The following is a 14,172-nucleotide window of genomic DNA, read 5'->3' on the forward strand; positions in this document are numbered from 1 at the left end:
GTTGTTCTTCTTCTTCTTTAGTGACTTAATTACTACCTTGCCAAGCCTAGTTCAAAAACGAAATACACCATGCTAAAATTAAAACGAACTTTACAACTTAAGCCCAGATCTTTAATCAGCAGGCTTTTCAATGGAAAATATATATCATAAATTATTAGGTGTTGATAAAAATGTTACAACACCTGATTATTACGAAATGCTGAATATTTCTTCGCAAAAATTTAACATCGATATTTTGCAAGAAAATTATAAATTGCAGTTACAAAAACTACAGCGTTTGGGAAATAATCCTAAATATAAAGAAACAATTTTATTCCTCAAAAGTGAATTACGTAAAGCTCGTAGCCATCTTGAAAATACAGAATCGAGAAATGAATACAATCGAGTTTTGCAAAAGAGAAAATTGCAAAAAATATCTGAAACTATAGATCTTTTTCGTATAAAAGGTTATATTGATAACAAAGAGTGGAGTTATTTGCAAAAAGTAGCTTCACAGTACAAAATCTCACAGGCACAATTGAAAACTCTCGTCGGCGAAAGAAAAACGCCAAAAAAACACAACACATATAGAGAGATAATATATATTTGTTTATTGTTAGTTACTTTGCTGTTTTACAATAAAGATTTTCTAACCCAGCAGAAAATACCAACAAAAACATTAGAAGAAAAGCAGCCTGTAGAAACTAGTTTTTCCAAATCCTCAAACATCCCTTCGCATATGATGTACATTCCAGAGGGCTCTTTTTATATGGGATATCCTGAGGGGAGTTATGACGAAAGACCTTCGCGTAAAGTATATTTAGAGGCATTTTATATTAGTAAATATGAAGTGACAAACGCTGATTATTACAATTTTGTTAAAGAAACAAATTATTCTATACCATATGCCAAGAAACAGTTGCCATCAAACCAACGCTTTAATTGGAATCCTCTTGCTAAAAAATACCCTGAAGGGAAAAGTAGCGATCCTGTTGTTCTTGTAAGTTGGGAAAATGCAATTGATTATTGCAAATGGTTATCAAAAAAAATACATTTAAATGTTTCTTTACCTACAGAAGCACAGTGGGAAAAAGCAGCGAGAGGAGAAGCAGAGCTTTCTCAGTATCCCTGGGGACCTTTTGCAAAACCTAACATGTTTTATGCAAATTATAAAACTTCACGAGATGGTTTTGCGGAAATAGCACCTGTAAATTCTTTTATACAAGGATGTTCTCCTTTTGGTTGTTATAATATGTCTGGTAATGTTGCTGAATGGTGTTTAGATAGTTATAGCCCAACAGCATACAGCACACTAGGTAAAACAAATCCGTTATATCTAGATAACAATATACAACGAAAGGTGGTTCGCGGAGGTTCATGGGCAAACAAAATACACAAACTCCGAGTGTCTAGTCGTGCATATCGTAACAAGAAACAACGCGATATTCATACAGGGTTTCGGTATGTTATATTAATTTCGAAATGAGGTATCATATGAGTACATTTACAGAACTATTAAATGTTCTTTCTGAAAAACATTTGTTGGAAACAAGCGTAGAAGTATTATGGTGGGATCAAGAAACATATCTACCTGAAAATGCTTTTCCGTTCCGTGGTCAACAAGTGTCTTTACTTTCTAAATTGAAACACGAAAGATTTACAAGTAAAGAAACAGGAGACATTATCAATCGGTTATACGACGATTTACAAAGTAAACCGGAAAATTTTGATCACGAGCAGAGTGTCATTATAAAAAATGCGCACCGCGATTATGTTAAATCAACAAAATTACCAGCAAGCTTTGTTGTAGAACAAAGTCAAGCTATCTCTAAATCTATGAGTGCATGGCTAAAAGCAAGAGAGAGCAATGATTTTTCTATTTTTGGTCCGCATTTACAAAAGGTTATCGATTTAGCTGTTCAAAAGTCAAAATATATTGATAGTTCTAGACATCCATATGACGTAGCATTGGACGAGTATGAGCCAGGATTTACGGTTGAAAAACTCGATAAGTTGTTTTCTGGTCTAAAAGGAAACCTTATTCCAACACTACAAAAAGTTTTAGCTCATCAAAGTGAGCAAAAAAATATCACTTTAACTGGTTCTTTTGAAGTAGAAAAACAAAAGTTATTCGTGAATGAAATTCTTAAAGATCTGAGTTTTAATTTTTCTTCTGGGCGAATGGACTTATCTGTTCACCCTTTTGCTATTACTTTGGGTCCTGAAGACGTTCGCGTAACAAGTCGTTTTAATAACACGGGAATAGAAGGTATTTATTCTAGTATACACGAATGTGGTCATGCTCTTTACGAACAAGGCCTCAATAAAAAATATCCAGGAACTGGATTAGCCGAAGCCACCTCTATCGGTGTACACGAATCGCAATCGCGTTTCTGGGAAGTTTTTATTGGTAGAGAAAAGCCTTTCATTACTAGGTACTTACCACGTATTCAAGAACTTTTTCCGCATTTGAAACACCTATCTGAACAAGATTTCTATCGCGCAATTAACCATATAAATGCTAGTCCAACACGTATAGGAGCTGATGAGCTGAGTTATCATTTGCATATTACGCTTCGCTACGAAATTGAACGCGACATGTTTAACGGAGACATTGATGTTAAAGATGTTCCAGAGTTATGGCGTGCAAAAATCAAAGACTATCTTGGTGTAGAAGTAAAAGATGATCTTCAAGGAGTGCTTCAAGATATTCACTGGGCACAATCACTACTTGGATACTTTCCTACTTATACAATCGGTAGTATTTATGCCGCTCAGTTCTTACAGACTATGTATCGCGATGTTAGCGATTTCGATCAGAATGTAACTAGCGGAAATTTTCACCCGATATACAACTGGTTAGCTAAAAACATTTTTAGTGCAGGTAAATCTGTAACAGGACCAGAACTTATCAAGAATATAACAGGGGAAGAAGTTTCCGAAAGATATCTCCTTGAGCATTTGCAACGTAAATGGTCAGATGATGTGGAAATTAGTTGTGCCGGTTGATAAATATACGGTTTTAGACAAAGACATGACAAAAGAGGAACTCTCAGCGATAGAGAGGGTTCCTCTTTATTTTGTACTAGATAATGTTCGCAGTGCGTTTAACGTAGGTTCTGCGTTTCGTACAGCAGATGCTGGAAGTATCAAACAAATATGTATTTGTGGTATTTCAGCATATCCTCCAAATAAAAAGCTTGCCAAAACAGCTCTTGGAGCAACTGATTCTGTTCCTTGGAAATATTATGATACAACAGTTGAAGCCATTAAAAATTTAAAATCACAAGGTGTAAATATTTGCATTGTCGAATTGACAAGCCACAGTGAGAATTTTTGGGAACATTCTTTTGCAAAACCAACCGCCTTAGTTTTTGGGCATGAGGTTACAGGAGTGAGTGAAGAAACTCTAGAGTTAGCTGATTGCTTTGTTCATATTCCAATGAATGGCAAGAAGTCTACTTTAAATGTAGCTACATCTGTAGGCGTTGTCATGTTCGAAGCCTTACGTCAATGGCGCAAGTAAATCACCATAGACGTAACGTCAATACAATTGACTTAAGTGAGTCGCAAAAACTTTTTATGACTCACGTAAGAGTCTAAGCTCGAAATTTAAAAATTAAGGTAGAACAATTTCTGTCTAGGGCCCGTCATCAATTAGAAATTCGCGAACGTGAGCGTGACCTTGACCGTATCCGTAATCGTAGCCGAAGTAGCATTTTACAAAGCATAGAAACAATACGGACTAATAAAGTTTTTCCATTTTGCCACTGCTTGGAATCAATGATTTCCATAATTTTCGCAGCATCAAAAATAGCAGTATATTCAGTAGCAGATCCACGAGCAATGTGATAAAATTTAGCTTTGTCTTTTTCTGAAAATTTGCCATTTCCTTCAGTAATATTGAGAGGAATGGATAAAGAAGCACGTTTAAGTTGGTCACTAGGAAAACCATAGCTGTTAGGCATATTTTTGAGAATTTGAAAAGACAAACTCAATAGAAGTTTTATAACGTCAAGTTTCTCGTAATTTAATTGCATAACAAACTCCTTGCAGTAGAAGAAATACGACAACGATTACGGTCAAGGTCACGCGTTACGCTCGCGGTGACGATTATAAATGCAATAGTGACAACTTATGCAAAACATGAAAGAAATCTAATATTTGGCTTTATTAATTTAATTGATGACAGGCCCATGACAGGCCCTAGTATTATTTAAAATTAGATAATAGCTTTGAAAAGGCGGAATAAAATATTATATGGCTTTTTCAGAGCTAAATCTTAAAGATCTTAGTTCTCTGGTCGTGCTCTGGAGCTAATGGCATGATACATGTTCTACGTTCCAATACGTTGTAAAGAGCCTCATTAGATATAACGTAGTCTAATTTTAGATAGTCTTCTGCATTGAGGCATATCATTTTATCGTCCCTTCTAATTTCTTGTTATTTCTAGGTCGCAACTTGAGTCTACATTTATATGAAAAATATACAAACGCGTAATAAGAATCTGGCGTACTGCGCATATCTTTTAGGAATTTCTATTCCAAAGATACAAAAAATCAACAACAATGAATCTTTAGACGAACAGTTGTTACAAAGTAGTGCCATTTCTCAAGAGCAACAACAAGAACTACATATGATGTATGTTTATGTTTGCCTTCTGCAAGAAGCAAAAAAAAGCAACTATTTAAATGACTTTCAAATCGAAAATTTAATTCGTTGTAAAATATCATCGCGCAGTCAAGAAATATTCAATGATGTTGAAAGACAGTTGATTCCAATTGATAGCTGGGAAAGCATTGTTGTTAATGCATCGAAAAAAAACGTCTTCACTTTGACGGAAATGCGCCTAGCTAAATCATGGATAAACAGTAATTCCTCTATCAAAAATAGCACACAGATACAAAACTTTCATTCCATTGGGAAATATAAAATCATCAACAAAATAGGAGAAGGAGGGATGGGCGCTGTTTTTGAAGCTTTTCACCCTGAACTCCAGAAAAAATTTGCCATTAAAGTACTCCAAGGTTCAGGAATTAATCGCAAACGTTTTTTTGCTGAAGCGCAAATAACTGCAAAACTAAAACACCCTAATATTGTAAATGTTTATGATGTTGGTAGTGAAGGTAGTGTTGATTATATCGTGATGGAACTCATTAAAGGAAAACCCTTAGACGATTATTTAAAAGAAACTCGTTTCACAATAAAAAAATCATCAAAAATTATGATAGAAATATTAAGCGCAATGTACTTCTCACATAATGAAGGAGTTATTCATCGTGATTTAAAACCTGGAAATTTGATGATAGAAGACGGTAGCGATCGTTTAATTGTTATGGATTTTGGGTTAGCAAAAAATATCGAGAGTGAAAAAAACATAACCAGAACAGGAGCAGTAATTGGTACACCGCGTTACATGTCTCCAGAACAAGCTTCTGGACATAATAAGCAAATAGATGCTTTGACTGACATCTATGCTTTAGGAACGATATACTACGAGATGCTAAGTGGTAAATTTGCTGTAGAAGGAAAGAATTACTCTCAAGTTATCAACAATGTTATAAATAACAATATCCTACCTCTAAGAGAAAAAATGACTAGGGCACCAAGGGCTTTGGAAGCAATTTGTCGTAAGGCGACGATTAAAGATTGTAGTAAAAGATACCAAACAGCTCAAGATATGTCGCTGGATATTCAGAATTTTCTCGATGGTAAAAATGTTAGCGCTCGTAACTCTTATTTGCCGTATCATATAACTAAAAATCTCAAATTATATATGATAGGCCTTTTCATAATGCTAATTGTGCTCAATAGTATAGTGTTAGGTGTTTATATTGGCAAAAGCAAACCATTACAAGAACCTGAAGTTAAAAAATCCGTCAATAAAGAGTTAGCGGAAAATAATGATAAAAAATTCGCGGAAATGACTTTAGAATCTGCACAAAACGAAAAATGGAGAGTTGTTCGTAATGCCAAATATTCTATAAAGTACCACATCCATGATAATTGGCCTGTAGAACGAGTATACGCAAACGAGCCTTCGTTATTTTGTATATCACATGAAAAAAGAGGAAAGCCTGGCTCTATTATTTTTTATTTTAAGAAAGATTTTGGTGGGGATTTTCAAAAAAGTATAACAGATTTTGAAAATCAGTTATGGAGAGGTAAAATTGTAATCCGCAAAATGGAAAAAAAGCATAGAATTAATTCGCTAGCAGGAAAAAAAGTTTTATACAATTTAAACCATCAATTTCAAGTAGAAACGTTCTTTTGGGTGCACAACAATAATTTTTGTGGGGCGGCAGTTTTCGCAATCAATGCAAAACCACAAATTCTTGAAGAATTTCGACCAGCACTACAATCTATAAAAGTATTACCCGTTACCAAAAATGAGTATATATTGGTAAAAAATTCTAAATTTGGTATTGATTACAATGTTAATAAAGCTTGGAGATCTCAAACTGTAAATTCTAACGGTTATAATATTAAGTATTTCTCACCAGAGAATGAAACTATATCTTTTCATTTTTTACATGCTAGTGGTAGTTTACAAGAGTGGATGAAGCGAAAAGAATCAGCAACCGTTGTTGAGAAATCAGGTAGGCATACGCTTCAAGGAGTTAAAGGAATAATAATACGGTCGTTATTGATAAAAGACGGGCGGAAATTTCACCGAAGATCTTTTTACGCCTTACAAAACAATATTTTTTATCATATATATCATACTGGACCTAGTAGCTCAGATAATCACAATAGAAGATTCTTTTTTAGACTTCTTGGCAATGTAAAATTTCATTAGTGTCTGTAACAAAATTAGTAATTTTGTCATGGATCTTAGGTAGTAGAGTTTAGGAGTATGTAAAATGGAAGAATTTCACCCTGAAAATTTAGGCAACGTATTCCATTTACAACCAGGGCAAGATATTGGAAATTATAATATCTTGTCTGAAATTAGCCGCGGTGGTATGGGAATCGTTTTTAAAGCAATCGAAAAAAACTCTGAACGTATAGTGGCTATTAAAATTATTTTTCAAAACCAAAGTAAAATTGCGAAGAGGCGGTTTTTACGCGAAGCAGAGGTTGCTGCTAAATTACATCATAGTAATATTGCTCAAGTTTATAATGCAGGAGCTGTAGATAGCAATCTTTATCTTGTTATGGAATATGTAGAAGGAGTAACTCTAGACGATTGGTTAGAAAATAGAGATTGTTCTATAAGAGATGCCGTTAACATAACTCTTCAAATTGCAAACGCTCTTAGCTATGCGCATCGTAAAAAAGTAGTTCATCGTGATGTGAAACCTCAGAACATTATCATTCAAAGAGATGGTACTGCAAAAATTATGGACTTTGGGTTGGCAAAAAGCGTTCACGTCGGAGATTACAGTTTAACTAAAACCGGTGATATTATAGGTACACCACGTTACATGGCCCCTGAATTATTCAAGTCTTCTCGAACGCGCGAAATAAATTATCAAGCAGATATTTATTCTCTAGGGGCTATTTTTTACGAACTACTTTCTGGGCAATATATGATGCCTGGACAGACACCAATGGAAATTATATTTAATGTTGAGGGTTTTGAACTTATATCTCTAAAAAATTATGTTGAAGAGTTACCAGATGACCTAGACATTATTCAAAGGAGATCTGTCGCACCTAAAACTCAACGCTACGAAAATATGGAGCTATTTTCTCATGATTTACAATGTTTTCTACAAGGAAAACGGATAGGAACAAAACTTCCTTTTGCGTGGAATAAACTTTATATACCTGTTGCAATCATTTCGACTATTTTTTTTGCGTTTGTTTTATATCGTATGATATTTAGCACACAACAAGCAGAAATAGTTGATGTTGATAATTCATATTTTGAGGGAGCTGTTGCTTTTGAAAACAAACAATATGAAAAAGCTTTTGACTTGTTTAAATCTCTAGATAAAACACGTCCGATATTACTGTTTTATTTAGGAGCTTCGCTATACGAAAGAGGAGAAGTAAAGCAAAAATTTACTGGAAAAAACGATGATAGTAAACAAGCAATTGTGTACTTGAAAAAAGCTTACAAAAAAATACCACAACATCTAGAGACAAATTACTACCTATCTAAAATATTTCGTCAAAAACAAGACTATCTTCAAGCAAAACGACACCTTCAAAAATGTATAGATATAGCTCCAAACGATCCTTTGTACTACATTGATTTTGCTGACGTTTGCTTTCAAATAATAAAAGATAATCCAAAAGCAGCCTCTTTATGCTTTGAAAATCTTCGCAAAGCACTAAATCTTGATCCTGGTAATTTACGAGCAGCAAACTTGCTCTTCAATCTTTCCGTTGTAGCTCCTCATTTTCAAGCAAGCAATTGGTCCTTACTTGATCAAATGTTTTTTTCTCTAAATCATATAAAACGTCCTTTGCTTTTCAAATCGAATGCACAAAAAACAAAAGTAAAGACCTATCCAAAATACATAGAAGGTCTTATAAAACTTGATAAGAGAACAGAGGATTTCTATTTGTATTTAGCAGCAACATCTTATTTGAAGAGTAAATTTATTAGCCAAGGAATTAAAGGTATTGATAGTTTTCAAAAGATTCTTTTAAATACAAAAAAAGATTCTTTTCTTCGTTTTCTTGCAGCACGTTCTTTAGGTGAATTAGGAAAATTCGAGCTTTTAGCTTTGCACTTTAATGAAATGCACCGTAAGAAAGATATTGTGGGGAAAATCATTATTGGGAATATTCTAACCAGCCATCAAATCCCTGTAGATATGAAAAAAGTGCTTAGAAATTTACAGGAAATTTTTTCTTCTAAAGATTCCTTGTTAATGACTCTTGTTGGACAGTGTTGTTATACTTTTCATACCGAATTTTCTAAACCAAAACGAGCTGATGAAGAAGTAAAGTCTATTCTTTTTCAGTTAATGGATAAACAAATGCCTTCTGTTGCTAGACTAGCAGCTTCTGCTAGTGCATTTGCTTTTTCCAATGTAAATAACGATCTTGCGGAAAAAGGTTTTGAAGTTATAAAAACATTTTTAAGTGATAAAAATCCAATCATTCGACAATATGCTTATTGCTATATTTGGAATAGTTGGGATGGCCGCAGAAATAAAGACAGTTATATTTTACTATACAAAAAAGGGTTGAACGATTCGAATGAAGACGTGAATATGATGTGTCTCTCGTTTTTCAATAAATACATGTCAAATCAACCAATAGCAAAAATTGCAAATGATTTGCGGCGGTTAGGTAAGAAAAAAGAATCCCCAGAGTTATCTCTACGCGCTTTATGCTTGTGGAATATTTCAATGCCGCCAGTGGAAGATGTTATTTTATTATTTGAGAAAGATAAACAGATGTCACCGCTAACAAAATGTATGATCACGCGGTTTTTTCTCATATGCCAGTATCAGAGTTTACGCCGCAATATGAGATTTTCAACTCCCGGAATACAAGAAATGCTGTCATACATCGCAAACTCTCAAGATTATGCTTTTCAATCAAATATGTATTTTTTAATGGCTTTTTATAGTCCAAGAATGGTTATGCAAGAACAACAAAGACATTCTACAACACAGGCGGCTAGGATCAATGGCCTAGGTTACTCTGTTGGGAGAAGAGGTTCTCGTCTAAAAGATGTTCTTTCAAACTATCTATATGAACCACAAGGAACCTTAAGACAAGTAACTAATGCAGCCATGGTTACCTTATCAGGAGAAGAAGAAAGGAAAAAGTACTATAACTCTCTGCAAAATAGTCAAGATTCTTTTGTTCTTTTAGGTGCTAGCCAAGGTTTTAGAAGGTTAGTGCAATTACGCATGCGTTTATACGATTTAAGTTTTTCGGCAACGAGGCAATCTATGCGGAAAGCTACTCGTCCACAGCGTTACCAGCCTTATCTTTTTGAAAAGCAACAACACAAATATGAAACGTTTCTCACAAAGTCTACTAAAAACATAAGAGACAATTTAAATGATCTAAACATGGCAAAAAAATTGTATAAAAGATCTGAGTATTTTTATGAAGAAGCGTTAATTCTTATCGCCGGTAAACGTTGGTCAGATGCTAAAAGAAGCTTAAAAGATGCAATTAATATCAATGAACATTTTCATAAAGCCAAAATTACTTTAGCAGAACTACTTTACCAGGAAGGAAGGAAACGAGAAGCTTTTTCCCTTATAAAAGAAATCGCAACAAAAATTCGCGATCCTTTTTTACAGAAAAAACTCGCGCAACTATATGTAAAGTTAGGTAAATATTTACATGCAGAAAGTATTTATAAGCGCTTGTGGACTTTTAACTCTTATAACAAAGATGTTTTATTAGACATTGTCCGTGTTTTTTGTTTACAACAAAAGCAGCAGGAAGCTCTCCAATACGTAAACTGGGGAAGTAAAATCTTAGAACGCAAGTATGTAAAAACAAATAGTTATGATGATATTCTCTCACAAAGCGATTTTGAAGAACAGGACTTTTACTTTATCCGTAAAACTCCAAGTATTCGAAATCTTCCAGAGTAAATCACCGCTAAAGTTTCAGAATTAAAGTTAGAAGAGAGCCGAAATTCTTTAAAAGAACAGCAGCAAAAATTTTCCGAAAATAAATTACGTTTTTCTTGCCGAAAATAAAGTATCTCTAACGATTGGGGAGCTTGTTATTCGGTGAGATTGCGATTATCTTTATACCAGGGCGTATCATCAATTAAAATTGTCGTGACCGTGATCGTAGTACTACGGCTACGATTACGACAACGATTTTAAAGGACAGTGCGACAACTTAGAAAAGAGCGATTGAGTTTTATTACGTGAGGGAAATGAATAGTTTTGCTTTAAACTGAAAATCAGAGCAGAAGATTAGCGATGCCGACGCGCCCTAATTTCCTACTCTGATATTAATTATTCAATATGAAATGCATAATCGAAAGGAAAACTACGAACAAAAAAAGTCCAGAGACGAAAGAGGAGGGAAGTCTATTTGGTATATATACGTTTTTTGAATAGCATATTGGACAATATGCAAGAAAATCTATTTCTTTGGGGCGAAAGTAGCCAGTGTAATCACAATCTATACAATTACTTTGCGGCGCCATAATAAATCCTTTACTTAAATAATAATTTTTCCATTTTTTATTGGTGTATTCATTGCTTTTTTCATAGTGTTATAAGCATGATTATAAGCATTCCTACCGTTTTCAAGACAATAAGGTCCCACACTAGGAAGTGAAGTTAAAACAAGTGTTACCATATTGTTTTTTTGTGGAAGGCGTTTAAAGAAACGAGATTTGTTATTATGTTTACGAGGAAGCAAATGGTGGTAAAACATGCGTTCGTTTTTTTTGATAGATTTCAAACCACCATGGTCGCGAATGCCGCCATCTAAAAAAGGTTTTCTTTTTATCCATACAGGGTGAAAAAGTAAAGGAACAGCACAAGAAGCACGTATTGCTCGAACAATATCTCCTGATTCTAAAACTTTTGTTTTTTGTAGTATTGCGTCGTATGCAGATATAGATATTGGAAAACGGCACTTGCTAAAATCGGTAGTGGGCATAAAACTGCGAAGCCTTTTATCGAAAAGTTGTCCCTTGAGAAGACCGAGACCAAAACTAGGGTCCCAAAAATCTTCTCGCTGCAAAGAAAATAGCTCTTCGCTCATGTTTTTTGCTGCAACACCTGCTCCCCAACAACCAGTAATAAGTGCTCCCGCACTAGAACCGCTGGCACGCTTAGGTGTTAGCTTTTCTTCTTCTAATACGCTTATAATTCCACAGTGAGCGAAAAAGCCAAAAAAGCCTGAAGACATGGCCAAAGAAAATTTTTCTTGCTGTAGCCAATCGCGCAAAGTGATATTATTTGCCGACAAAGTTCGCCTTTCTTTTTTGAACAAAAGCTTCAATACCCTCTTTGCGATCATTTGTTGCAAAACTCTCGGCAAATAAATCAGCTTCAAATTCTATAGCACGCGATATATCCATATTTGTTCCCATGTTGATCGCTTTTTTACACAAAGAGACAGCAAGAGGCGCTTTGGCTGCTATTGTTTCTGCCATCTTCATTGTTTCAGGCATAAGTTCCTCTGGAGCATGAACAGCGTTAGCTAGACCAATACGATGAGCTTCTTCTGCATTAATAGTATTTCCTGTATATATCAGTTCGCGTGCTTTTCCTGGACCTACAGTGCGCGTTAAACGCTGTGTTCCACCAAACCCAGGAATAATACCTAAATTCACCTCTGGTTGTCCAAATTTAGCTTTTTGTGAAGCTAAACGAATATCGCAAGCTAAAGCAAGCTCGCATCCTCCGCCTAAAGCATAACCATTTACAGCTGCAATAACCGGGGCATGAAAATTTTCGATTGTTTGAAAAATAAGTTGTCCGCTACGAGCAAAGTAGCGAGATTGTATAGGAGTCATACTATCCATCTCTTTAATATCTGCTCCAGCAACAAATGCTTTCTCTGACCCTGTAAGAACTACGCAACGTATTTCGCGCGACAAGTGTTCGCTAAAAACGTGATTTAATTCAGTTAGAATTGCTTGATTTAAAGCATTAAGGGCTTTTGGACGTTGTAGTGTTATGATTGCAATATTTTCTTGTATTTCGCATGTTAAATTTTGATATTCCATCGTTTATTCCTGTATATTTAAAAGTTGTTCAAAAAGAAGTTGCAAAGATGGTCTTTGTTCTGGATTTACAGTCAGACACTTTATCAAAAATTCTGAAAAATTTTCGCCGACACCAGCCTTAAGTAGTTTTTCCTTTATTTTTACTTCCAAAGTAAAATGTTGATAGTGAGAGTACAATTCTGAAAAGTCTTGCACTTCTGAAAACAATGTACTGTTCGTTAGCATATAACAACAAATTACAGCAAAAGAAAAAGTATCGACATGAGGAGTCATAGAACTTATATCTGTTAATTCAGGCGCGATAAAGTGAAAACGACCGTTTTTCTTTTGTTTTTCAAGAGTGTCTTTGTCGATTAAAAAGGGATTTTCATTGAGAGGGTAATCTCTAATCTTCACAAGAGTTCCAAAAGGATAAGGAACAAGTAAAATTTTATTCGGATTTAAATTGCAGTGAATAATTCCTCGCAAATGTAAATACTTTATGGCTACCAAAATTTGATAAGCTATGTTTTTGAAAACAGCTACAGCAATCGATTTTTGATTGTTGCGTATAAGTTCCATATACTTTTCTAAAGATAGCCCTGGGTTATATTCATTTACGCGACATAAGAAAGTTTCTCCGTTATGCTCAAAAAGGTGCATGCGGGTTATTTGACTAAGATTGAGGTGACCAATGGCTGCCACTTGTTCCAAAGATTTATGATTATCGTTTGTGATGCTTTCATTGTTTGGATACAAAAATGTTTGTCTTTCAATTTGCAACAAACGATAATTGTGAAACAATTCATCAAGAAGTGCATTTTTGTTTTGAAAACTATGTAGATTTTGAAAAAACTTTTTTACTGTAACTAAGTGATCCCCTGAGTGATCGAAAGCTATATGAGTTTTACCACTAGTTCCATGCCCTAAATTACCTATTAAATTGTATAATAACTCTTGTTTTTCTTTAGGTTCAGCGTAAATGTAATTATTGTTATTTGGGATCGTAAAAATGTAAGGTGTTTCTTCATAAAGGTAGCAATTTGCTTTTTCAGAACAAAATGTCATCTCATGAGTTTTATCTTTGGGAAAGCTAAATGTTGATAAGTTTTGCAATAAGCTAAAATTACACGAGTGTTCATTTACATACATGGTGTTACTATTGTTTTTGTGTTTAATAAACGTAGCGATTCCTTCAATAGGCAAATATATAACCCAGCCTGTACGTCTAGAAACGCGCGGATCAGTAACAGGTAATGCAATGTCTGGTTGTTGAGAATTGTCTTGAGGTAAGCGCCCAAAAGAATAAACGCCATAATGATCGAGTTTTTTTTGCCAATTACTTTTCGATTCTATTGTAGCGGTTAGTTCGTCAAGTAACTGAATTTTATTAGATTCCAACAGAGGAGACTGCGTCAATTTTTGGATCATTTGTGCAAAAAAATCTGAGGTATCTTTACTAAAATGGAAAAGATTTAACAGTTGACCAACCATTTCTGGAAGCTCCAATATTTTATTGAGGAATATGGCGGAAAATAATTTGTTTTATTTTCGCCTTACCCAACTAGGATATGTCGACATTCGGA

At 34.6% G+C, this 14,172-nt stretch carries 9 protein-coding genes; 5 read left to right on the plus strand and 4 right to left on the minus strand.

Going from position 1 to position 14,172, the window contains the following annotated elements; translation table 11 throughout:
- Positions 1-130 precede the first annotated feature (130 nt).
- From UABHE_RS06540 to UABHE_RS06550, 3 genes are read left to right on the plus strand one after another with little or no spacing between them, the layout of a single operon-like run.
- The gene (locus tag UABHE_RS06540; RefSeq protein ID WP_372369451.1) at positions 131-1,465 is read left to right on the plus strand and encodes a formylglycine-generating enzyme family protein; all 1,335 of its coding nucleotides are present in this window, start codon (positions 131-133) and stop codon (positions 1,463-1,465) included.
- An 8-nt stretch (positions 1,466-1,473) separates the two neighbouring features.
- Complete coding sequence (locus UABHE_RS06545; protein ID WP_372369452.1) at positions 1,474-2,988, plus strand: carboxypeptidase M32; 1,515 nt, start codon at positions 1,474-1,476, stop codon at positions 2,986-2,988.
- Complete coding sequence (locus tag UABHE_RS06550; protein ID WP_372369453.1) at positions 2,978-3,505, plus strand: RNA methyltransferase; 528 nt, start codon at positions 2,978-2,980, stop codon at positions 3,503-3,505. Before UABHE_RS06545 ends, UABHE_RS06550 begins: the two co-directional genes overlap by 11 nt.
- 127 nt (positions 3,506-3,632) lie before the next feature.
- Here the strand turns inward: UABHE_RS06550 and UABHE_RS06555 are convergent, their stop codons facing one another.
- Positions 3,633-4,019, minus strand: coding sequence for a four helix bundle protein (locus tag UABHE_RS06555; RefSeq protein ID WP_372369454.1), 387 nt, complete (start codon positions 4,017-4,019; stop codon positions 3,633-3,635).
- 437 nt (positions 4,020-4,456) lie between these two features.
- Here UABHE_RS06555 and UABHE_RS06560 point away from each other — a divergent pair, with 437 nt between their 5' ends.
- Together UABHE_RS06560 and UABHE_RS06565 are read left to right on the plus strand one after the other, a co-directional pair.
- Complete coding sequence (locus tag UABHE_RS06560; protein ID WP_372369455.1) at positions 4,457-6,778, plus strand: serine/threonine-protein kinase; 2,322 nt, start codon at positions 4,457-4,459, stop codon at positions 6,776-6,778.
- A 64-nt stretch (positions 6,779-6,842) separates the two neighbouring features.
- Positions 6,843-10,502 carry a protein kinase gene (locus UABHE_RS06565; RefSeq protein ID WP_372369456.1) on the plus strand — a complete coding sequence of 1,220 codons (3,660 nt, stop codon included), beginning with the start codon at positions 6,843-6,845 and terminating at the stop codon, positions 10,500-10,502.
- A gap of 583 nt (positions 10,503-11,085) precedes the next feature.
- Here the strand turns inward: UABHE_RS06565 and UABHE_RS06570 are convergent.
- Genes UABHE_RS06570 through UABHE_RS06580 form a run of 3 tightly spaced genes read right to left on the minus strand, consistent with a single transcriptional unit; the run spans position 11,086 to position 14,080 of the window.
- Complete coding sequence (locus tag UABHE_RS06570) at positions 11,086-11,844, minus strand: patatin-like phospholipase family protein (RefSeq protein ID WP_372369457.1); 759 nt, start codon at positions 11,842-11,844, stop codon at positions 11,086-11,088.
- Entirely contained in the window at positions 11,831-12,607 is a 777-nt protein-coding gene (locus tag UABHE_RS06575; protein ID WP_372369458.1) for an enoyl-CoA hydratase-related protein, read from the minus strand. The genes UABHE_RS06570 and UABHE_RS06575 overlap by 14 nt, the downstream gene beginning before the upstream one ends.
- 3 nt (positions 12,608-12,610) lie before the next feature.
- Entirely contained in the window at positions 12,611-14,080 is a 1,470-nt protein-coding gene (locus tag UABHE_RS06580) for a protein kinase (RefSeq protein ID WP_372369459.1), read from the minus strand.
- Positions 14,081-14,172: the final 92 nt, after the last annotated feature.

Source organism: Candidatus Uabimicrobium helgolandensis, from assembly GCF_041508025.1.
Taxonomy (GTDB): domain Bacteria; phylum Planctomycetota; class Uabimicrobiia; order Uabimicrobiales; family Uabimicrobiaceae; genus Uabimicrobium; species Uabimicrobium helgolandensis.

Excerpts from the sequence above, each read along its gene's own strand:
- UABHE_RS06540 (WP_372369451.1), top strand. The coding sequence starts at position 131 with ATGGAAAATATATATCATAAATTATTAGGTGTTGATAAAAATGTTACA.
- UABHE_RS06545 (WP_372369452.1), top strand. The coding sequence starts at position 1,474 with ATGAGTACATTTACAGAACTATTAAATGTTCTTTCTGAAAAACATTTG.
- UABHE_RS06555 (WP_372369454.1), bottom strand. The coding sequence starts at position 4,019 with ATGCAATTAAATTACGAGAAACTTGACGTTATAAAACTTCTATTGAGT.
- UABHE_RS06560 (WP_372369455.1), top strand. The coding sequence starts at position 4,457 with ATGAAAAATATACAAACGCGTAATAAGAATCTGGCGTACTGCGCATAT.
- UABHE_RS06565 (WP_372369456.1), top strand. The coding sequence starts at position 6,843 with ATGGAAGAATTTCACCCTGAAAATTTAGGCAACGTATTCCATTTACAA.
- UABHE_RS06575 (WP_372369458.1), bottom strand. The coding sequence starts at position 12,607 with ATGGAATATCAAAATTTAACATGCGAAATACAAGAAAATATTGCAATC.
- UABHE_RS06580 (WP_372369459.1), bottom strand. The coding sequence starts at position 14,080 with ATGGTTGGTCAACTGTTAAATCTTTTCCATTTTAGTAAAGATACCTCA.